Origin of the sequence: Gordonia abscondita, assembly GCF_032711245.1 — a bacterium.
In the GTDB taxonomy this organism is placed as follows: Bacteria; Actinomycetota; Actinomycetes; order Mycobacteriales; family Mycobacteriaceae; genus Gordonia.
The window spans coordinates 130,185-149,618 of record NZ_CP128986.1 but is presented as its reverse complement, the minus strand read 5'-3'; the positions used below and the strand labels follow the sequence as shown (position 1 = coordinate 149,618).

General features: G+C 67.4%; 19 protein-coding genes. 12 read left to right on the top strand and 7 right to left on the bottom strand.

The genetic code is table 11. From position 1 onward, the window contains the following. Positions 1 to 7: 7 nt before the first annotated feature. Both MP11Mi_RS00705 and mce read right to left on the bottom strand, forming a co-directional pair. A complete protein-coding gene (locus tag MP11Mi_RS00705; protein WP_420040419.1) occupies positions 8 to 1,000 on the bottom strand; it encodes a hypothetical protein in 993 nt (330 codons plus the stop codon). Between the two features lie 80 nt (positions 1,001 to 1,080). After that, a complete protein-coding gene (gene mce / locus MP11Mi_RS00700; protein WP_420040418.1) occupies positions 1,081 to 1,575 on the bottom strand; it encodes a methylmalonyl-CoA epimerase in 495 nt (164 codons plus the stop codon). Positions 1,576 to 1,631: 56 nt separating this feature from the next. On the opposite strand from mce, the gene MP11Mi_RS00695 reads away from it, so the two are divergent. The 3 genes from MP11Mi_RS00695 to MP11Mi_RS00685 are packed head-to-tail and all read left to right on the top strand — an operon-like array spanning position 1,632 to position 4,185. Further along, a complete protein-coding gene (locus MP11Mi_RS00695; protein WP_420040417.1) occupies positions 1,632 to 2,825 on the top strand; it encodes an acetyl-CoA C-acetyltransferase in 1,194 nt (397 codons plus the stop codon). Positions 2,826 to 2,830: 5 nt separating this feature from the next. Then, entirely contained in the window at positions 2,831 to 3,205 is a 375-nt protein-coding gene (locus MP11Mi_RS00690) for a DUF3817 domain-containing protein (protein ID WP_420040416.1), read from the top strand. Between the two features lie 56 nt (positions 3,206 to 3,261). Continuing rightward, entirely contained in the window at positions 3,262 to 4,185 is a 924-nt protein-coding gene (locus MP11Mi_RS00685) for a tetratricopeptide repeat protein (RefSeq protein WP_420042161.1), read from the top strand. A gap of 135 nt (positions 4,186 to 4,320) precedes the next feature. On the opposite strand, the gene glgB is transcribed toward MP11Mi_RS00685, so the two are convergent. From glgB to MP11Mi_RS00665, 4 genes are read right to left on the bottom strand one after another with little or no spacing between them, the layout of a single operon-like run. Continuing rightward, positions 4,321 to 6,480, bottom strand: coding sequence for a 1,4-alpha-glucan branching protein GlgB (glgB, locus tag MP11Mi_RS00680; RefSeq protein ID WP_420040415.1), 2,160 nt, complete (start codon positions 6,478 to 6,480; stop codon positions 4,321 to 4,323). 6 nt (positions 6,481 to 6,486) lie between these two features. Beyond that, positions 6,487 to 8,508: an ATP-dependent DNA helicase gene (locus MP11Mi_RS00675; RefSeq protein WP_420040414.1), complete on the bottom strand. Its 2,022-nt coding sequence runs from the start codon at positions 8,506 to 8,508 to the stop codon at positions 6,487 to 6,489. Beyond that, positions 8,505 to 9,089: an isochorismatase family protein gene (locus MP11Mi_RS00670; RefSeq protein ID WP_420040413.1), complete on the bottom strand. Its 585-nt coding sequence runs from the start codon at positions 9,087 to 9,089 to the stop codon at positions 8,505 to 8,507. The genes MP11Mi_RS00675 and MP11Mi_RS00670 overlap by 4 nt, the downstream gene beginning before the upstream one ends. Next, the gene (locus tag MP11Mi_RS00665) at positions 9,090 to 10,412 is read right to left on the bottom strand and encodes a nicotinate phosphoribosyltransferase (protein ID WP_420712818.1); all 1,323 of its coding nucleotides are present in this window, start codon (positions 10,410 to 10,412) and stop codon (positions 9,090 to 9,092) included. It lies immediately after the preceding gene. A 19-nt stretch (positions 10,413 to 10,431) separates the two neighbouring features. Here MP11Mi_RS00665 and clpS point away from each other — a divergent pair, with 19 nt between their 5' ends. The 7 genes from clpS (at position 10,432) to MP11Mi_RS00630 (ending at position 16,323) form a co-directional block, all read left to right on the top strand. Next, positions 10,432 to 10,734, top strand: coding sequence for an ATP-dependent Clp protease adapter ClpS (gene clpS / locus MP11Mi_RS00660; protein ID WP_420040411.1), 303 nt, complete (start codon positions 10,432 to 10,434; stop codon positions 10,732 to 10,734). Between the two features lie 10 nt (positions 10,735 to 10,744). Beyond that, positions 10,745 to 11,356 carry an oxidative stress transcriptional regulator AosR gene (gene aosR, locus MP11Mi_RS00655; RefSeq protein ID WP_420040410.1) on the top strand — a complete coding sequence of 204 codons (612 nt, stop codon included), beginning with the start codon at positions 10,745 to 10,747 and terminating at the stop codon, positions 11,354 to 11,356. After that, positions 11,353 to 12,474 carry a P1 family peptidase gene (locus MP11Mi_RS00650; RefSeq protein WP_420040409.1) on the top strand — a complete coding sequence of 374 codons (1,122 nt, stop codon included), beginning with the start codon at positions 11,353 to 11,355 and terminating at the stop codon, positions 12,472 to 12,474. Before aosR ends, MP11Mi_RS00650 begins: the two co-directional genes overlap by 4 nt. 74 nt (positions 12,475 to 12,548) lie before the next feature. Next, positions 12,549 to 13,130 (top strand): rhomboid family intramembrane serine protease, encoded by a 582-nt coding sequence (locus MP11Mi_RS00645; RefSeq protein WP_420712892.1) that lies wholly within the window; start codon positions 12,549 to 12,551, stop codon positions 13,128 to 13,130. After that, positions 13,112 to 13,921 (top strand): glutamate racemase, encoded by an 810-nt coding sequence (gene murI / locus MP11Mi_RS00640; RefSeq protein WP_420042159.1) that lies wholly within the window; start codon positions 13,112 to 13,114, stop codon positions 13,919 to 13,921. Before MP11Mi_RS00645 ends, murI begins: the two co-directional genes overlap by 19 nt. A gap of 105 nt (positions 13,922 to 14,026) precedes the next feature. After that, on the top strand, positions 14,027 to 14,800 hold the full coding sequence (locus MP11Mi_RS00635) for a cyclic nucleotide-degrading phosphodiesterase (RefSeq protein ID WP_420040408.1): 774 nt from the start codon (positions 14,027 to 14,029) through the stop codon (positions 14,798 to 14,800). Positions 14,801 to 14,940: 140 nt separating this feature from the next. Then, a complete protein-coding gene (locus MP11Mi_RS00630; protein WP_420040407.1) occupies positions 14,941 to 16,323 on the top strand; it encodes a GDSL-type esterase/lipase family protein in 1,383 nt (460 codons plus the stop codon). A 9-nt stretch (positions 16,324 to 16,332) separates the two neighbouring features. Here the strand turns inward: MP11Mi_RS00630 and MP11Mi_RS00625 are convergent, their stop codons facing one another. Next, a complete protein-coding gene (locus tag MP11Mi_RS00625) occupies positions 16,333 to 17,904 on the bottom strand; it encodes an HNH endonuclease signature motif containing protein (protein WP_420040406.1) in 1,572 nt (523 codons plus the stop codon). Positions 17,905 to 18,044: 140 nt separating this feature from the next. Between MP11Mi_RS00625 and rph the strand changes: the two genes are divergently transcribed. Both rph and rdgB read left to right on the top strand, forming a co-directional pair. Continuing rightward, entirely contained in the window at positions 18,045 to 18,803 is a 759-nt protein-coding gene (gene rph, locus MP11Mi_RS00620) for a ribonuclease PH (RefSeq protein ID WP_420040405.1), read from the top strand. After that, entirely contained in the window at positions 18,800 to 19,432 is a 633-nt protein-coding gene (gene rdgB / locus MP11Mi_RS00615; protein WP_420040404.1) for an RdgB/HAM1 family non-canonical purine NTP pyrophosphatase, read from the top strand. The genes rph and rdgB overlap by 4 nt, the downstream gene beginning before the upstream one ends. Positions 19,433 to 19,434 lie beyond the last annotated feature (2 nt).

Here is a 19,434-nt window from a genome sequence, read left to right as displayed (position 1 = left end):
GTGCGACTCAGGCGCTGGCTGTGCTGTGCCCGCCGCTAGCGTGCCCGCTCGCGCCGGAGCTGTTCTCGTCGAGGCGCGACGGACCGTAGCGATCCTTGTCGTAGTCGTCGATTGAGTATTCGTCGTCGACCGCGTCGAGTACATCGGTCGACTGGGTGGCCGGAGTGTCGGCGTACGGCTGGTCACCTGAGGTGAAGCGATCGCGGCCCGACAACGTCCGGTTCAGTAGATCCAGATCCTCCGATTCGTCGATCGCCACCAGATCCCGCTCATCACCGGACAACGCGAGTGCATCCGGCAGGTCGGAGAGGTGCTGGCGCAAGGCTCCCAGATGGTCGAGGATCTGACCGTGCGCGTCGTGTGCGGCACCTGCCAATTCGCGCGAGCGGGCGAGCCGGTTCATCGCGACCGAATGCGCGGCGCCCCGGAGTCGAGCCCCCTCCGCCTCCGCGGCGTCGATGATCTCCTGAGCGCGACGCTGCGCGTCGTCGAGAGCCGCTCCGGCCTCTCGCCGGATTCGGTCGGCCTCGGCGTCGATGTCGGCGGCGCGCCGTTCGGCGTCGGTGATGAGCGAGTCGGCGTGCTCTTGCGCGAGTTCCTTCGTGCGCTCTGCGGCGGCCGCGGCATCGTCTCGCTCTTGCTGGGCGTTCTGGCGCGCGACGCTCAACGTCTCAGCAGACTCGTCACGGGCGTTCGCCCGCAGCTCGGCGGCCTCGTCGGTGGCGAGTTGAAGCATCCGCGATACGCGGTCGCTCATCCCGGCGACGGTCGTCGGCGGCACCGACAGGGTGTCGACCTCACGTTGAAGGCTGTGGACCTGGCTGCGAGTCTGTTCGAGTCGTTCATGCAGGTCGTCGGCGCTCGCGTGCGCGGAGTCGCGATCGGCGGCCATCATCTGAAGCTCGGCGTCGAGCCGTCGGATATGGTCGGTGACGTGGTCGCGGTCGTAGCCGCGCATGACGATCGGGAACGGGCTCTGACGCTGGCCAGGAGTTGACATGTCTCCAGTGTAGGGCGACGCACTCCGGTACTACCGGACCCGCCGCCCCGTGTCTTATCGCAGTTTGGTAAAAGGCGAGGCTAGTGGGTGTCGGCTGCGGGTTCGACGAGTTCGAGGAGGACACCGCCCGCGTCCTTCGGATGCACGAAGTTGATCCGCGAGTCGGCGGTGCCACGCTTGGCCGCCGGGTAGAGCAGACGCACGCCTGCAGAGGTCAGACGCGTCATGACCGCGTCGAGGTCAGTGACCCGCACCGCCATCTGCTGAAGGCCCGGGCCGTTGCGGTCGATGAACTTCGCGATCGTCGACTCCTCGTTCAACGGCGCGAGAAGCTGGATCAGTGCACCGGTGCCGCCGCGCGGGCCGACCATCGCCTCGCGGACGCCCTGCTCGTCATTGATCTCCTCGTGAAGATTCTCGAAGCCGAAGTTGTCTCGATACCACGCGGCCGACGCATCGAGATCGGCGACGGCGATGCCGACGTGGTCGATGCCGACGATGAGGTCGCCGACCGAGGCCAATGCGCCGTCGTCAGAGGTGTTGCTGTTCACATGCTCGGATGCAGAGTTGCTCATCCCCTAACGGTAGCTTGAAGGGGACTATGCACTGTTTTCGACTAGGAGTTGGCTGAATGTCCGACAACACCACCGTCATCGTCTCGGGTGCTCGCACGCCGCTGGGACGCCTCATGGGAACGCTGAAGGGGCACTCCGGTGTCGACCTTGGGGCCGTCGCCGTCAAGGGCGCACTCGAGCGCGGCAACGTCGACCCCACCGAGGTCGACTACGTGATCATGGGGCAAGTCCTCACCGCGGGCGCCGGGCAGATGCCTGCACGCCAGACGGCGGTCAAGGCGGGCATCGGCTGGGACGTTCCTGCATTGTCGATCAACAAGATGTGCCTGTCGGGCATCGACGCCATCGCCCTCGCCGACCAACTCATCCGCGCCGGAGAGTTCGAGTGCGTCGTCGCGGGCGGTCAGGAATCGATGACCCAGGCGCCACATCTGCTCCCGGGGAGTCGCGGTGGCTTCAAATACGGCAACACCGAGCTCGTCGACCACACCGCGTACGACGGTCTGCACGACGTCTTCACCGACCAGCCGATGGGCGGCCTCACTGAGGAGCGCAACGCCACCGACGGCTTCACTCGGGAAGAGCAGGACGAGTTCGCCGCGCGCAGCCACCGGCTGGCCGCTGCCGCCGCGGCGAACGGCGTGTTCGACAACGAGATCGTTCCGGTCGAGATCCCGCAGCGCAAGGGTGATCCCATCACCTTCAGCAGCGACGAAGGGGTCCGCGCCGATACGACCGTCGAGTCGTTGAGCAAGCTGCGTCCCGCGTTCGCCAAAGGTGGAACGGTCACCGCGGGCAACGCCTCGCAGATCTCCGACGGTGCGTGTGCCGTCGTCGTCATGAGCAAGGCGAAGGCCGAGAAGCTCGGACTGACCTGGCTCGCCGAGATCGGCGCGCACGGCGTCGTCGCGGGTCCGGACTCGTCGCTGCAGGAGCAGCCGGCCAACGCCATCTTCAAGGCGTGCGAGAAGGAGGGCATCACGCCCGCCGATCTCGACCTGCTGGAGCTCAACGAGGCGTTCGCCGTCGTGGGTCTCGCATCGACCAAATCCCTCGGCGTCGACCCGGAGATCGTCAACGTCAACGGTGGTGCGATCTCGCTCGGCCACCCGATCGGCATGTCCGGCGCTCGCATCACATTGCACCTGGCGCTGGAACTCGCCCGCCGAGGCGGTGGCGTCGGTGCTGCCGCACTGTGCGGTGCAGGCGGCCAGGGGGACGCACTCATCGTGCGCGTCCCGAAAGCGTGATCGCCGTGAAAGACTTCTTTACTCTCACCACACCGGCGAAATGCTTCCGCTTCTTCGCGGTCGTTGAAGCCATCACCTGGGCCGCACTGCTCATCGGCATGGCGTTCAAGTACGGCGGCGGTATCGATTCCGCGGTGCGATATCCCGGAATGGCACACGGCGTCGCGTTCGTCATCTACCTGATCGTCACCGTGTGGGCGGCGATCGCACTGAAGTGGAACATCAAGACCCTGCTTCTCGCCGGTCTCGCGTCGATTCCGCCGTTCTTCACGGTCTGGTTCGAGGTGTGGGCGCGCCGCAATGGCCATCTCGGCGAGCTGTCGCACGATGCGAGCGCACCTGGCGGCGATGAAGTGGACCGTGACAAACTGTCAGTGTGAGCAGTCCTATGAACCGCAGGCAGGCCGCCGCAGCGGCTGTGCAGCAGGCTAGCGCCATGTCGGGTGCCGTCGATCTGTCCGTCTTGAAAGAACGTGCCGAGGCTCAGCGGGCGCGGGCCGCAGCGCCCGCCTCGCAGCCGGCGCCCGCCCCGCAGCCGGCGGCCGAGCAACAGGCCGCCGGTCCGATCCCCGAGGGGGCGTCGATCATCGACGTCACCGAGGCGACTTTCGAAACTGATGTCGTCGCACGGTCGGACAGCCAACTCGTCATCACCCTCCTATGGGCGGGTTGGAGCGAACCGAGCGTCCAACTGGCTCAGCTCCTGGAACCGCTCGCGGCACGTGCTGCGGGTGCGTGGACTCTGGCACGCGTCGATGTCGACGTCGCTCCGCGGATCGCTCAGGCGTTCGGCGCGCAGTCGGTGCCGATCGTGATCGCTCTGGCAGGTGGGCAGCCGGTGTCGGCGTTCGACGGCAGGCAGCCGCTCGAGCAGGTCGGCGCATGGCTCGACGAGGTCACGTCGAAGATGGGCATCCCCGCTCCCGACTCGGGCGTTGACGAACCCGAGCCGGAAGACGATCCGCGCATGGTGGCCGCCGAGGAACTGCTGAACACCGGCGATCTCGATGGGGCGCTCGCCGCCTACGAGGCGATCGTCGCGCTGGAACCCGCCAACACTGAAGCCGCATCGGTGGCGCGGAACGTGAAGTTCATGATCCGTGCGCAGCAGCACGATCCGACGATCTTGGAGACCGCGCAGCCCGGCGACGTCGATGCACAGTTCGCGGCCGCCGACGTTCTGCTGCTCGGTCAACGCCCCGAGCAGGCGTTCGATCGGATCATCGAACTGGTGCGCACCGCAGACGGCGACGACAAGGTCCGCGCACGCACTCGCCTGTTGGAACTCTTCGAACTCTTCGATCCCGCGGAGCCCTTCGTCGTCTCGGCTCGCCGAAAACTCGCCGCCGCCCTGTACTGAATAGTCTGCGCTGTACTGAATCGTCCGCCCTGTACTGAATCGTCCGCGCAGTACTGAATAGTCTGCGCTGTACTGAACTGCCCTGCACTCAATCGTGGGTGCGGGACTGAATCGTACGAGCGACTCGCCCGGCTGCTAGTCGGGGGCGAGCCAGACCGAGGCGCGCGCCGGCAGAGTCACGGCGGCGCTGAACGGGCGGCCGTGACTGGGATGCGGGTCCGCGTGGACGGCGCCGAGATTGCCGACGCCCTGTCCGCGGTAGTCGAGGGCGGCGGTGTTGAGGACTTCGCGCCATCGGCCCGCGGACGGCAGCCCCATCCGGTAGTCGACGAGGTCGTCGTCGGAGAAGTTGAACAGGCAGGCGACGAGGTCGTCTCCGTCGGGGTCACGGCGGACGAACGCGACCACCGCGTGCTCGGTGTCGCCAGTGTCGAGGATGTCCAAACCGGCGGCGTCGGCATCGCCCCGATACAGAGCGGGCCTGGTGCGCATGAGCCGCCCGAGATCGCCGACGAGACGCGCGATCCCGCGGTGGGCGGGCCCGTCGTCGCCGTGCAGCGCGCCCCAGTCGACGCCGAGATGATCGGACCATTCGCCGACTTGACCGAACTCCTGGCCCATGAAGAGCAGATTTTTCCCGGGGTGCGCCCACTGGTAGGCGAGGAGCGCGCGGACGTGGTCGGCCCGCGCTCGGGCGTCACCCGGCATCCGGGTGGTGAGTGTGCCTTTGCCGTGCACCATCTCGTCATGGCTCAACGGCAGGACGTAGCGTTCGCGGACGGCGCCAGTCAACGAGGCGAGCAGTGCGGGGTTCTGTGCGCCTCGGTCGGCGGGCTCGGTCCCGACGTAGTCGAGCGTGCGGTGCATCCAGCCGAGATCCCATTTGAAGTCGAAGCCGAGACCGCCGTCGGACGTCGGTGCGGTGACGCCCGGCCACGCCGTCGACTCTTCGGCGATCATCAGCACACCCGGATGCTCGACGCGGATCATGTCGGTGAGGTCGCGCAAGAAATCGACGGCCTCCTCATTTCGGTGACTGCCGTCGGGTGCGGGCCGCCATTGGCCCGGGCCTCGCGAATAGTCGCGATAGAGCATCGCCGCGACGGCATCCACGCGCAACCCGTCGACATGGAACTGCTCGCACCAGTAGCGGGCACTGGCAAGCAGGAAGCTGCGCACCTCGTCGCGCCCCAGGTTGAACGCGTACGTGCCCCAGTCGGGCTGCTCGCGTCGCAGCGGGTCGGCATGCTCGTACAGCGGGGTGCCGTCGAATTCGCCTAGCGCGAACGGATCTTTCGGGAAGTGTGCGGGTACCCAGTCGAGGATAACGCCGAGCCCGCGCCGGTGGCAGTGATCGACGAGGTACCGCAGGTCGTCGGGCTCGCCGAAACGGGCGGTCGGCGCGAAGAACGAGCCCACCTGATATCCCCACGACGGTCCGTACGGGTGCTCGGTGAGCGGCAGCAGTTGCAGGTGGGTGAAGTTCAGGTCGGTCACATGGTCGGCGAGGAGGTGTGCTGCACGCCGGTAGTCCAGACCCGGTCGCCACGACCCGAGGTGCGCCTCGTAGACGCTCAACGGCCGGCGGGCCGGATCGGCTCGTGCTCGATCGCGGACCCACTCCGCGTCCGACCACGCGTACTGCGACGGCGCATCGACGATCGACGCCGTCTCCGGTGGGCACTGCGCCCGATGGGCGAGGGGATCGGCCTTGTCGCGGACCAGCCCGTCGGCTCCGACTACGCGATACTTGTACCGGTCACCGACGGATGCGCCCGGTACGAACAGTTCCCACACGCCGTCGCGACGTGACATCGGATACTGTTGCGCCCCCCACGAGTCGAAGTCGCCGAAGACGGTGACGCCTCGAGCGTTGGGAGCCCACACAGCGAAGTCGACGCCGGACAGCTGTCGACCCGACGCGGTGGTTCGACGACTCGGGAACGCACCGAGCACGTCGACGACTCCGTCGGCACCGGTGCCGATCGCGACCCGATCGTCAGAACTCGACCGTGGACCGAACAGGTACGGATCGTCGACGTCCACGGTGACATCGTCGTAGTCGATCGAGAATCGGTGGTCGGGGACTCCGGCATCGGTGACCTGAGTAGCGCAGTGATCCGTCGCGAACAGTGCGCCGGCGACGTGGCGCAGTGGCTCGCGGGTTCCGTCCGGTGTGACGACATGGCCGCCCCGCGCGCCGGGCAGCAGCGCGCGGACGATGCCGTCGTGTGCGCCGAGCAGCGTCTGCGGACTCGGATGCGTACCCGCTAGCAGTCGTGCGATTGCGTCCACGCCCGGTTAACCCGCGGTCAACCGGCGGAGCGCGGCGATGACGGCCTTCTTCTCGCGCGTCCTCCAGAACGGTGGCAGCCCCGCCATCAGGTATCCGCCGTAGCGGGCAGTGGCGAGCCGGGGATCGAGGACGGCGACAACGCCGCGGTCGGTGGTGGACCGCAGGAGCCGGCCCGCGCCCTGCGCCAGCAGCAGAGCGGCGTGATTCGCCGACACGGTGAGAAATCCGTTACCGCCCCTGGCGTCTACGTCGCGTTGGCGGGCCGACAGTAGGGGATCGTCGGGCCGCGGGAACGGGATGCGGTCGATCATCACCAACTGCAGCGACGGCCCGGGAACGTCGACGCCCTGCCACAGGGACAGTGTGCCGAACAGGCACGTCGGCTCATCGTCGGCGAATTTCCGGATCAACGTCGACGTGGCGTCGTCGCCCTGGCACAGGATCGGGAAGTCGACGCGTTCGCGCAGCTTCTCGGCGGCCTCCTTCGCGGCACGCATCGACGAGAACAGGCCGAGGGTCCGTCCGCCCGCGGCGGTCATCATCTCGACCATCTGGTCGAGGGTCGCCGAGGCGATGCCGTCGCGGCCGGGCGGCGGCAGACGGTCGGCGACGTACAGGATCGCCGCCTTCGGGAAGTCGAACGGTGAGCCTGCGTCGAGCCCACGCCAGCCGGCGCCCTTCACATCTCCCTTCACCCCGTCGCCCTTAGACCCCCCGTCGCCCTTAGACCCACCTTGCGGCGGCAGTCCCCAGGTGCGGGCGAGCGCGTCGAAGTTGCCGCCGAGCGTCAACGTCGCCGAGGTGAGGATGACCGTTGAATCGGTGAACAGAGACGTCCGCAGCAGGCCGGCCACCGACAGCGGGGCGATCCGCAGCGTGTGACGCGTGTTGTTGCGAAAGTCGTCGACCGACTTCCAGACGACGTCGAACCGTTTGGTGATGTCGGCCTCGCCGAACACGGTGAGAGCACGGACGACGCTGTCGTGGAGCGAGTCGGTCGATGACATCGCCATCTGCCGGGCGGCCGCGGCATCCGGGTCAGTGCCCGGTTTGGCGGGTCCGATCTCGCTGCGCGCGTTCCACAGCCGGTCGCGCAGGGACGCGAGGATTTCGCCCGCGCCGTTCGGCAGGCGCGTCCACTCGCCGTTCTGCGAATCCTCCAGCAGGAGACCGAGTTGTTCACCCGCGCCGACGAGCGCGTCGGCCGTCTCGTCGGAGATGAGTTTGCCAAGACGTCGAGCCACGAGGGTGACGCCCGCGGCGGAGATCTCTTCGGTGGTCACCGACGTGATGCGGTCGACCAGCTCGTGTGCCTCGTCGATCACCACCACCTTGTGTTCGGGCAGGATCGTCGCGGGACTCATCGCATCGATCGCGAGCATCGCGTGGTTGGTGACGATCACGTCTGATGCGCCGGCCTTGCGCCGCGCGATCTCGGCGAAGCAGTCTTCGCCGTACGGGCAGACGTTGGCGCCGAGGCACTCTCGGGACGAGACGCTCACTTGACGCCACGACCGGTCCGAGACGCCTTGTGGCAGGTCGTCGCGGTCGCCAGTCTCGGTGTCGGAGGTCCACTCGCGTAGGCGTGTCACTTCGCGCCCGGTTCGCGACAACTCGAAGGCGTCGAACAGTTCAGTGTCGGGTTCGTCCGCGACACCCGTGTGCACTTTGTTCAAGCACAGATAGTTGGCGCGGCCCTTGAGGATCGCGAACTTAGGTTCGCGACCGATCGGTTCGGTCAACGCCGACGCCAGACGCGGCAGGTCGCGTTCGGTCAACTGGCGTTGCAGTGCGATGGTCGCCGTCGACACGACCACGGTCTCGTTCGATTCGACGGCGTGCCGGACGGCAGGGACCAGGTACGCCAACGATTTACCGGTGCCCGTCCCCGCCTGCACGGCAAGGTGTTCGCCGTCGTCGATCGCTGAGGCGACCGCGGTCGCCATCGTCAACTGGCCGTCGCGTCGCGCGCCGCCCAATGCGGTGACCGCGTGGTCGAGAAGATCGGGGACCTCGGGAACGCTCACGCGGCGGGCGCGCCGGTGTGCAGCAGCGTCCCGGTTACTTCGACGCCAGCCTCCCGGAGTTCGTGCAGGGCCGTCTTGGTGGTGGCTTCGGCGACGGCCGCGGTGAAGTCGAGCAGGACGCGCGTGTGCAGGCCGAGTCGCGCCGCGTCGACGGCGGTGGCCCGCACACAGTGATCGGTCGCGATGCCGACGACGTCGACGGCTTTGATCTCGCGGTCGCTCAACCAGTCCGCGAGCGTTGTCCCGTCGGCGTCGGCCCCCTCGAATCCGGAGTAGGCGGCCGAGTACGCGCCCTTGTCGAAGACTGCCTGGAACGGTTCGGTGTTCAGGGTCGGATGGAAGCCGACACCGTCGGTGTGCGCCACGCAATGCGGTGGCCACGAGTCGACGTAGTCCGGGTCGTCGGAGAAGTGCGGGCCTGGATCGATGTGGTAGTCGCGGGTGGCGACGACGGTCGAATAGTCATCGGTGATCGTGTTGACACCGGCTGCGACAGCAGCGCCGCCCACGACAGCGAGGGCTCCTCCCTCACAGAAGTCGTTCTGCACGTCGACGACGATCAGGGCTCGGTTGGCGGACATCTACTTCTCCGGTCGCGTGACGTATCGGGTACCGACGGCGGGATCGCCATGGCTCAGGCCCAGCCCCTCCCACGGCAAGGAGACGAGGCCGCGCGCGAGATGCTCGCGGGCGTCGGTGAGTGTCGGCACGTCGTCGACGACGCGGCCACCACGCACCAACGGGATCTGGAGGTCTCGGACGTCGAGGCTACCGAGTCCGTCGATCGGTCCGTCGCCCGCCATACCGGCGCCGGTCACCACGATCTCCTCGACGATCGTGCCGGTGTCGCGGGCGGCGCGGAGCGCACGCTTGGCGCCGCCGTGGCTCTCCTTACGACTCGAGCGTTTCGCCACTGGAACGCCGTCCACTTCGACGAGCTTGTAGACCATGCCCGCGGTCGGTGCGCCGCTGCCGGTGACGAGCGCCGTGCCGACCCCATAGGTGTCGACGGGTTCGGCCCGCAGCGAAGCGATCGCGTACTCGTCGAGGTCGCCGGAGACGACGATCCGGGTGGAGGTGGCGCCCAGGCCGTCGAGCTGTGCGCGGACCTGACGTGCGAGAACGCCGAGGTCGCCGGAGTCGATACGGACCCCGCCGAGTTCGGGTCCCGCGACGGCGATCGCGTTCTCCACGCCCTGCCGGATGTCGTAGGTGTCGACGAGCAGTGTTGTCGCGGTGCCGAGTGCATCAATCTGCGCGGCGAAGGCGGCCTTCTCGTCGTTGCCGTCGGCGGTCGCGAACGACAACGTGAACGCATGCGCCGCGGTGCCCGCGCTCGGCACCCCGTACGTGCGGTACGCCTCCAGGTTGCTGGTGGCCGTCAGACCCGCGAGGTAGGCGGCGCGTGCGGACGCGACAGCGGCGCGCTCGTGGGTTCGTCGCGAGCCCATCTCGATGATCGGTCGACCGGCGGCCGCGCTCACCATACGGGCGGCTGCCGATGCGATCGCACTGTCGTGGTTGAGGATCGACAGGATCACCGTCTCCAGGACGACGCCTTCGGCGAAGCCGCCGCGCACGGTCATGATGGGGGAGCCGGGGAAGTAGAGTTCGCCCTCCCGATACCCGTCGATGTCGCCGGAGAACCGGTACTCGGCCAACCAATCGAGGGTCGGCTCGTCGACGATGCCACGCAGCGCGGAGATCTCGTCGCCGGAGAAGCGGAACTGCTCGAGGGCTTCCAGGACCCGACCGGTGCCGGCGACGACGCCGTACCTCCGGCCGTCGGGGAGTCGACGGGCGAACACTTCGAACACGCACCGACGGTCTACGCGCCCGGCCTTGATGGCGGCGGAGATCATGGTCAGTTCGTACTGGTCTGTCAGCAGCGCGGTACCGGTCACATTCGCTACCCTATTACTCATGGTGCGCGATGAGTCGACGCCGGGCACGAGCACCGGCACCGCGGTGGCAGAACCCGAGGTCGAGACGGATCGTCCGTGGGTCACCGTGGTGTGGGACGACCCGGTGAACCTCATGAACTACGTGGCGTACATCTTTCAGAAGCTGTTCGGATATTCGGAGGCGCGAGCACGCGAACTCATGATGCAAGTGCACAACGAGGGCAAGGCGGTCGTCTCCTCGGGCGACCGCACCAAAGTCGAGATCGATGTCCGCAAGCTGCATGCGGCCGGTCTGTGGGCGACGATGCAGCACGACTCGTGAGGCGAACCCGATGAGGACGTGGCGTCGGACAGGTGCCGGTACACAGGTACGGATCTGCTCGAACCTGGAGAGTTACGAGTGTCAACTGCTCGCCTCCATGGTCGAGTCGATCTCCGAGTTGCTCGTCGAACGCGGCGACTCGGCGCCGACCGATGAGCTGTCGGCGCTCACCGGTATCGCCACCGGCCATTCGCGCGCACCGGAAGACGTGACGCTCGGTCGTCTTCTGCCCGACTTCCACCGCCCCGACCAGGAGGACGAGCTCACCGCAGCATCGGTGGCCTCGGACCTGAATGGCGGATTGCGAAGCGTCAACGAACCACACATCATCGACGCCAAGCTCGACGCGGCCCGCACCGTTCTCGACACCCTGCCTGCCGATGGTGGCGACATCCGGTTGACCGAAGCAGAAGCCGCGCGGTGGCTCTCTGCGCTCACCGATGTGCGGTTGGCGCTCGGTGCGATGCTCGGTATCGACGACGAGCCGATGCGACTGCCGCCCGATCATCCGCAGGCTGCGCACCGTGACGTCTACGACTGGCTGTCGGTGGTGCAGGGGCTGCTCGTCGAAGCGCTGATGGCAGACGAGTGGACGCAGTCGGACTGGGACGTCCTGGAATGACGGATCGGTTAGTCGTCGCCCAACCGGGGAACCGGATCACCGACGTCGCCGGGGTCGGCGTCGGACACCACCACCTGATCGACGACACCGTCGTGGTCGGCACGGCTACCGAGCAGGGTTCAGGCTGGGCGACCGGCGCCACCGTGATCACTGTCCCCAGCGGAGCGACGACCGCCGTCGACGTGCGTGGCGGTGGGCCTGGCACGCGGGAGACCGATCTGCTCGAGCCGGGCAACAGTGTGCGCGGCGCCGACGCTGTCGTATTGACCGGCGGCAGCGCGTACGGACTGTCCACGGCGGACGGTGTGATGCGCGGTCTCGAATCCGCGGGCATCGGGCTGCCGATGGACCGTCAAGGTCACGTGGTGCCGATCGTGCCCGCAGCCGTCATCTTCGATCTGCCGGTAGGCGGTTGGGAGAACCGACCGGACGCGCAGTTCGGTGAGCGTGCGCTCGCAGCGGCCGGGACCGAGTTCGCGGTCGGCTCCGTCGGCGCGGGTGCGGGTGCTCGAGCCGGGGTGCTCAAAGGCGGCGTGGGGACAGCGTCGATCACGGTGACCGACGGGCCCGCACGCGGGCTGACTGTCGGCGCGCTCGTCGTCGCGAACCCGGTCGGCCAAGTAGTCGACCCGCAGACGGGGCTGCCGTGGGGCGCCGAGGATCTCGCCCACCACGGACTCCGGCGGCCCGCTGTCGCCGAGCTGACGCGGCTACGCGCGCTCGACGCGAAGGGCACCGTCTTGAACACCACGATCGGAGTCGTCGCCACCGATGCGACGTTGTCGGTGCCCGCCGTGCGGCGGCTCGCGATGTCCGGGCACGACGGGATCGCCCGTGCCGTCCGACCTGCGCATTCGCCGCTCGACGGCGATACGTTGTTCGCGGTCGCGACCGGTGCACGCGTCGCCGACCCGGACGCCGCCGTCGAGATCCCACCCGGCATGGAATCGGACATTGCCGTCGTCGCCGCACTGGCCGAGGCATCCGCAACGGTCGTCCAACGGGCCATCGTCGCGGCCGTCGTTACCGCGCGCACGGTGGCGGGCATTCCGTCGTACCGCGACGTCGTCGCATCAGCGTTTGCGGGCGGCTTCGCCTTCGGGGCCGGAGACAAGTGACAACGAACTTGCCGGATCCGTTCGCTGAACCCACCTCTGGTGGTCGAGCGGAGTCGAACCGATGGGACCGCTGGCTGCGGATCATCATCATCCTGGCGGTCGTTACGGCGGTCCAGTTCGCCGTCGAACTCCTCGACGTCGTGATGGACGGTCGGCTCGACACGCACGGCATAGTGCCGCGCACGTGGTCGGGTCTACCGGGGATCATCTGGGCGCCGTTCCTGCACGCGGACTTCGCTCATCTGATCTCGAATCTCATCCCGGGGCTGGTACTCGGGTTCTTTGTCCTGTTGAGCGGCCGGGCGCTGTTGGTGACCGCCGTCGTATGGGTGGTGTCCGGGCTCGGTGTGTGGTTGACGTCTCCGTCGATGTCGATCACTATCGGCGCCTCGGGAATCGTCTTCGGATGGTTGACGTTCTTGATTGTGCGCGGCCTGTTCAATCGTGACGTCTGGCAGGTGCTCGGCGGCCTCGTCATCTTGGTCGTCTACGGCGGCATCCTGTGGGGTGCATTGCCGGGCACGTCTGGCGTGTCCTGGCAGGGACACCTGTTCGGGGCGGTCGGCGGCGTCCTCGCGGCGTGGATGATCGCGAAGTCGGCTTCCGGCAAGCCGTCCGCAGGCCCGAAAGCCATCGAATTGGGAGGACTGTCCTGAACCACGGACCCATCGGGATCTTCGACTCCGGCGTCGGCGGCCTCACCGTCGCGCGCGCCGTGATCGATCTGCTGCCCGACGAGGACATCGTCTACATCGGCGATACGGCGAACGGACCGTACGGGCCGTTGACGATTCCGGAGATCCGGGGGCACGCGCTGTCGATCGGCGATGAATTGATGCGGCGTGATGTCAAGGCGATCGTGATCGCCTGCAATACCGCGTCGGCCGCGATGCTCCGCGACGCACGGGAGCGGTACGCACCTATCCCGGTGATCGAAGTGATCCTTCCCGCCGTCCGACGTGCCGTCGCGACGACCCGCAACGGCAAAATCGGCGTCCTCGGGACGGAGGCGACCATCGCCTCGCGCGCCTACCAGGACTCGTTCGCGGCTGCCCGCGACATGGAGATCACCGCCGTCGCCTGCCCGCGGTTCGTCGACTTCGTCGAACGCGGTGTGACGAGCGGCCGCCAGATCCTGCAACTGGCCCAGGGGTATCTGGAGCCGCTGCAAGAGGCGAGCGTAGACACGGTTGTCCTGGGCTGCACTCACTACCCGTTGCTCTCGGGCGTCATCCAGTTGGTGATGGGCGACGAAGTGACTCTCGTGTCGAGTGCTGAGGAGACAGCGAAGGACACGTTCCGAGTGTTGACCGAACAGGAATCACTCAATCCGCACAATGGTCGTGAAGCCCACCGGTTGTTCTCTGCGACGGGCGATCCGGAGCAGTTCACGAAGTTGTCGAAGCGCTTCCTCGGTCCGCAGATCAACCATGTGACGCACTTCTGATGAGCCTTGTGTGATGTGTCTCGCTTCGAGTGCGGCTGGAATCGGTCGATCACCCGCGCCCCGTTCGATGCTTGATTCCGAGTTGCGCATGGCAAAGTGGGCGATATGCGATTGACGGTGCTCGGATGTTCAGGGAGCGTGAACGGCCCCGGTGCCGCGTGCTCGGGATATCTGCTTCAGGCCGACGGTCACCAGCCCGTGCTGATCGACTGCGGGCACGGGGTATTCGGTGAACTGTTGCAGCACGCCGATCCCAATCGGGTCGCCGTCCTGCTGAGTCATCTGCACGCCGATCACTGTATGGATATGCCTGCGATGCTTGTGTGGCGTCGCTGGTCGCCGGAGAAGGCGACCGAGCGATCGCTTCTGTTCGGTCCGACGGGCACCGCGGTGCGGATCGGCGCTGGGGCGTCGGAGTATCCAGGGCAGGTCGACGACATATCCGACACGTACGAAGTCCGTGAATGGGTCGACCGGGAGGCCGTCGACATTCACGGTCTGCACATCGAGCCGTTCAAGGTCGACCACCCGCCGAGTACGTACGGTCTACGCGTCACCGGGCCGGACGGCGCAGTGTTCGCCTACAGCGGCGATACCGGCGTGTGTGACGAGGTGGTCGATCTCGCACACGAGTCCGACCTTTTCTTGTGTGAGGCGTCGTGGACGCACGAGCCTGGCGTGCGGCCCGAAGGGTTGCATCTGTCCGGGACCGAGGCGGGGCAGGTCGCCGCGCGAGCCTCGGCCCGCTCGCTGGCATTGACCCACGTCGTCCCGTGGAGCGACGCTGATGCCATTTTGGACGAGGCGTCGGCCGCATATCCGGGGCCGCTGCAGTTGGTCCACCAGGGGCAGATCATCGAGGTTCGCCCGCCGATGTGAGGCGCTTGGGACTACGCCCCAAGTGCGGCTGATGGTGCCCTGGGTGGCGACTCCCGCTAACGGTTGGGTCCTGAGCAGAATCTGATGCCCAGGGCGTGGACGGTCGTTCGGCGACAATCTCGGCGTGACATGCTCGAGGTATGGCCAAGCGATTGATCGACGGGCTCCTGATCGTCGTCGCGACCGCCATCGCGATCGTCGTCGCCCTGTGGGTGACGCCGATGCAGACGGTGCACGCGGTCGGGCAGACCGTCCGCGTCGGTGCGACGGCTCCGTCCCTATCGTGGAGCGGACTGTCCTGGAAGGGGCCGGGCCAGGTCGATCTGTTCGGTCAAGAGCTGCCGACCACCATCGAGTTCTCCGGGCCGATCAGACCGCGCCTGGAGTTGACCGATCTGCAACTCACCGATGAGCTCACCGATCTCGCGGGGCCGAACGGCGACGCCTCGGCGCGGACAGCCGCGCAGCAGGAGCTGACAGACGCACTCGTCTCGGGGTGGCGCGACTATCTGATCATCCAGGTCCTCATCGTCGCCGCTGTTGCGATACTCCTGCTCGGTGCGGTCGCCGGCTGGAAACGTCGATCAGGTAGGGCGTCGGTCGCCTTCATCGTCGTTGGAGTGGTGGCCGCCGTGGCAGTCAACCTCGGTGCGTTCGTGTCGACGGCATTCTCCACGGCCGAGCAGTTGCGCGGCATCGACTCCCTGGCCGGTCTCGTCGGAGCTGCTCCGATCGCGTCGGCCGCGCCCCGCGACGTCCCCACCGGCCGGGCCGGAAAGGTCGTGGTGATCGGCGATTCGACGGCGGCGGGGATCGGCAATCCGCCGATCGCCGATCCGACGACGGAGGACACCGCGTGTGAACGCACGAGCGGATCGTTCGCTGCGGCACTCGATCGATCCACGACGTGGGACGTCGAGAACCTGGCCTGCAGCAGTGCGACGATCCGGTCCGGATTGCTCGGAGACCAGGACCGCGGTGATACGACGGTGGCCCCGCAGTTGGCGCGAGCACTGGCCGCGGCTCCGAGCGCGCTGATCGTCAGCATCGGTGCGAACGACGTCCGGTGGTCGCAGATGATCGGCCTGTGCGCGACGCTCCCGGAATGCGGAGGCGCGGCGACGGACGCGTACTTCCGGCAGCAGCTCAGCGTGTTCACCAGCGACTACCTGATGCTGCTCACCCAGTTGAGGGCGCTGCCGGATCCGCCGACAGTGGTGATCAACCAGTACTACGACCCGCTGTCGGGCGACAACGGCTGCGTCCGTGACCTCGGCATCACGCAGGAGAAGGAGGAGATCCTGCGTGGATGGCTGCAGTCGATGAACGACGTCCTGGCTGAAGGTGCGCGGGCATCGTCGTTCCTCACGGCACAGCCCTCGTTCGCCGGGCACGGAGTGTGCTCACCCGCCCCGTTCGTGCAGTCGATCGACGGCGCGGCGCCTCTGCATCCGACGACGGCAGGCGGGCTCGCGATCGCGCTCGCAGATCAGGCGGCCCTCCTCGAAGCTGGCTTCCGGTAGTCGGCGCACTCAGAACGAGGGCTCACCCCAGTACGCGTCGGACGCGGCCTCGGCGGCGAGGCGAGCACGACGATTCACGGCCCGCTGATGTGCACGGGCCCGGTGCTTGGCCTCCGTGCGGGTGAGCGTCCTGCGCGGCTCATCGGCCGGATCGATGATCCCGGGCGAGCTCTGCGGGCCGTGCCTGCACTGCATGTGCCCGAGCTCGGGTATCAACCAATTGTTCAGGGCCTGCTGGCGCACCGTGTATCCGTCCGGTGTGGTGACCTCGGTCCAGACGACGCCGTTCGCATCGACGAATTGGCTGTCGATCCAGCCGTCACCGAAAGTCTTGATCAGGTGGTGAAAGCGGCACTTCGGATTGAGATTGCACGGGCAGGTTGCGCCACCGTCAGCGGGGGAGTCGTGGTTGAACTCGCAGACGTGGTCGAGGTCGGACTTCCAGGCCGGGCGATCGCATCCGGGCCACGAGCACGCCCCGAACACGCCGCGGATCACCGTGTCGCACGCGGCGGTCGGGCGGTACCGGTTGCCCGTCTGGTGCGGGTGAGCCGCGACGTCGTCGAGGTCGACTTCGCGCCGGGCGGCGTCGGCGCGGCCCGCGATGTCCCGGGCGTGCTCGGCCGAGATCGGGCCGAACCCGTCCAGGTAGGCGGGCGAATCGTCGGAGCCGTCGAGGATCTCTTTGCGGCAGACGACGTGCAGGACGACATTCGCGCAGCGTTCCGCGACAGCGTGATCCGAGAGTTCGGCCATGCAGTCGGTCCGACCACATGCGCAGGTGAACGCGGTGCCGTTGAGGCGGGCGAGCGCGGCATCGGACCGGCGGTGCGCAACCGAGCGAGGATCGTGCTCGCAGACTCCGGAGATCACGGCGTTGATCGACTCGAACGACAGTGCTGCGTCCTCCGCGGATGCGGTGACGATCATCTGGGAGAGGTCGGCGTCGAGCGGTGCGACGATGACTTGCTTGCTGGCCTTCGTCGACTCCCGTGCCTCGTGCGCTGCATCGGGATCGAACGCGACGACCGCCGCGCGCACGGTTTTGGCCACACGCGGAACGGACAGCCCGCCGATCTCGCGCAGACGCAGAGCGGCGTCCGCGTCGATCGCGGCGAGCAGTTCCTCGTCGACGACGTTCGCGGTCTCCAGCACGGCCTGAGCGAAGGCGTACGGGGACATCAGGCCATCGCGCATCACGCGTCCGATCGCCGGGATCCGATCGAAGCACGTGAGTGCGCGATCGAGGAATCCCTCGGCCGCGCGACGCCCGACGTGGGCGACGACGGCGTACGCCGCGGCGACCTGCGTGAACGGATTACACACGCGGTCGTATTCGGAATCCTCGCAGTAGGCGGGATCGGCGAGGCGTCCCTCGTACGCGGCGTGCAGCGCGCGGTAGCGGTACCAGGTGAGCGTGCCCTCGCACGCCGCGGCCTCGCCTGCGAAAGCGATCAGATCGCCGCACACGGTGGTAGGCAACTGCAGCTCGACGGTGAGATCGTCACCGTCGATCCGGTACGAACCGCTCGAGCTGAACCGGCCGGACGGTGCGCTCGGGGCGATGAGTGTGGCATTCATGCTGACCGCCAGGCGCTGCCCTTGTGTGTAAGTGATCAACCGAATTAGTAGATCGTTTATGTGTTCGATTATAGAGAGGGCGTCTGACAATTCCGAGAGCCCGAACTGTGTGCCTGCGTGGTCCGGATAGAATCGCGACCGTGAGCACACGAGAAGACGGCAGGGCCGACAACGAGTTGCGCCCCATCAAGTTCACCCGCGGATTCACTTCGCATCCGGCGGGATCGGTCCTAGTGGAGTTTGGGAACACGCGTGTCATGTGCACCGCGTCGGTCACCGAGGGGGTCCCGTCCTGGCGGCGCGGCTCCGGGCTCGGTTGGCTGACGGCCGAGTATTCGATGCTCCCCGCGGCGACCCACGAGCGAAACAAGCGTGAATCGGTGCGCGGAAAGATCGGCGGACGCACCCACGAGATCAGCCGACTCGTCGGGCGGTCGCTGCGAGCCTGCATCGACCTCGCCGCACTCGGTGAGAACACCATCGCCGTCGACTGTGACGTCCTTCAAGCCGACGGCGGCACCCGCACGGCGGCCATCACCGGGGCGTACGTCGCCCTCGCCGACGCCGTCACCTGGCTCGGCGCCGCGGGCAAGCTCAACGACCCGCAGCCGCTGTCGTGCGTCATCGCCGCCATCAGCGTCGGCGTGGTCGACGGCCGCGTCCGTCTCGACCTCCCGTACGAGGAGGATTCACGCGCCGAGGTCGACATGAACGTAGTCGCTACCGACGCGGGCACCCTCGTCGAGGTCCAGGGCACCGGCGAAGGCGCGACCTTCCCCCGTCGCACGCTCGACGCGATGCTCGACGTCGCGACCGCGGGCATCGAGCAGCTCGTCGAAGCTCAGCGCGCGTCGCTCGCGGAGCCGTACCCGGGCGTTCTGCCCACGCCATCGAAGTGAGTTCACGCGTCCTGCTCGCATCGGGCAACGCCAAGAAGCTCGCCGAACTTCGACGCATGGTGGACGGTGCCGAGATCACCGGGCTCGATGTGCTCGGACTCGGGGACGTCGACCCGTATCCCGAACCCGTCGAGGACGGCGCGACGTTCGAGGAGAACGCGCTCCTCAAAGCGAGGGAAGCCGTGGCGCGTACCGGCCTCGCGTCCCTTGCCGACGACTCGGGCATCGCCGTCGACGCGCTGAACGGAATGCCGGGCATCCTCTCGGCGCGGTGGAGCGGTGGCAAAGGCGACAGCGCTACACGGGACGAGGGCAACAACAAACTGCTTCTGGCCCAGCTCTCGGACATCCCGATCCAGCGACGCGGAGCGGCGTTCGTGTCCGTCTGCGCTCTCGTGCTGCCTGACGGACGCGAGACCGTGGTTCGCGGCGAGTGGCGCGGTCAGATCGTGCGGGAGCGGCGTGGCTCGGGCGGCTTCGGCTACGACCCGTTATTCCTGCCGGACGACGAGTCGGCCGCCGGGCGCACCGCAGGCGAGTTGAATCCCGCCGAGAAGGACGCGCTCAGCCATCGGCACAAGGCGTTGGAACAACTGCTGCCCGCGCTGGCCGACCTGGCGAAAGCCTGAGG

What these genes read in the sequence shown, in the direction of transcription:
- MP11Mi_RS00705 (WP_420040419.1), bottom strand. Translation starts at nt 1,000, where the DNA reads ATGTCAACTCCTGGCCAGCGTCAGAGCCCGTTCCCGATCGTCATGCGC.
- mce (WP_420040418.1), bottom strand. Translation starts at nt 1,575, where the DNA reads ATGAGCAACTCTGCATCCGAGCATGTGAACAGCAACACCTCTGACGAC.
- MP11Mi_RS00695 (WP_420040417.1), top strand. Translation starts at nt 1,632, where the DNA reads ATGTCCGACAACACCACCGTCATCGTCTCGGGTGCTCGCACGCCGCTG.
- MP11Mi_RS00685 (WP_420042161.1), top strand. Translation starts at nt 3,262, where the DNA reads ATGTCGGGTGCCGTCGATCTGTCCGTCTTGAAAGAACGTGCCGAGGCT.
- MP11Mi_RS00670 (WP_420040413.1), bottom strand. Translation starts at nt 9,089, where the DNA reads ATGTCCGCCAACCGAGCCCTGATCGTCGTCGACGTGCAGAACGACTTC.
- clpS (WP_420040411.1), top strand. Translation starts at nt 10,432, where the DNA reads ATGGTGCGCGATGAGTCGACGCCGGGCACGAGCACCGGCACCGCGGTG.
- aosR (WP_420040410.1), top strand. Translation starts at nt 10,745, where the DNA reads ATGAGGACGTGGCGTCGGACAGGTGCCGGTACACAGGTACGGATCTGC.
- MP11Mi_RS00650 (WP_420040409.1), top strand. Translation starts at nt 11,353, where the DNA reads ATGACGGATCGGTTAGTCGTCGCCCAACCGGGGAACCGGATCACCGAC.
- MP11Mi_RS00635 (WP_420040408.1), top strand. Translation starts at nt 14,027, where the DNA reads ATGCGATTGACGGTGCTCGGATGTTCAGGGAGCGTGAACGGCCCCGGT.
- MP11Mi_RS00630 (WP_420040407.1), top strand. Translation starts at nt 14,941, where the DNA reads ATGGCCAAGCGATTGATCGACGGGCTCCTGATCGTCGTCGCGACCGCC.
- MP11Mi_RS00625 (WP_420040406.1), bottom strand. Translation starts at nt 17,904, where the DNA reads ATGAATGCCACACTCATCGCCCCGAGCGCACCGTCCGGCCGGTTCAGC.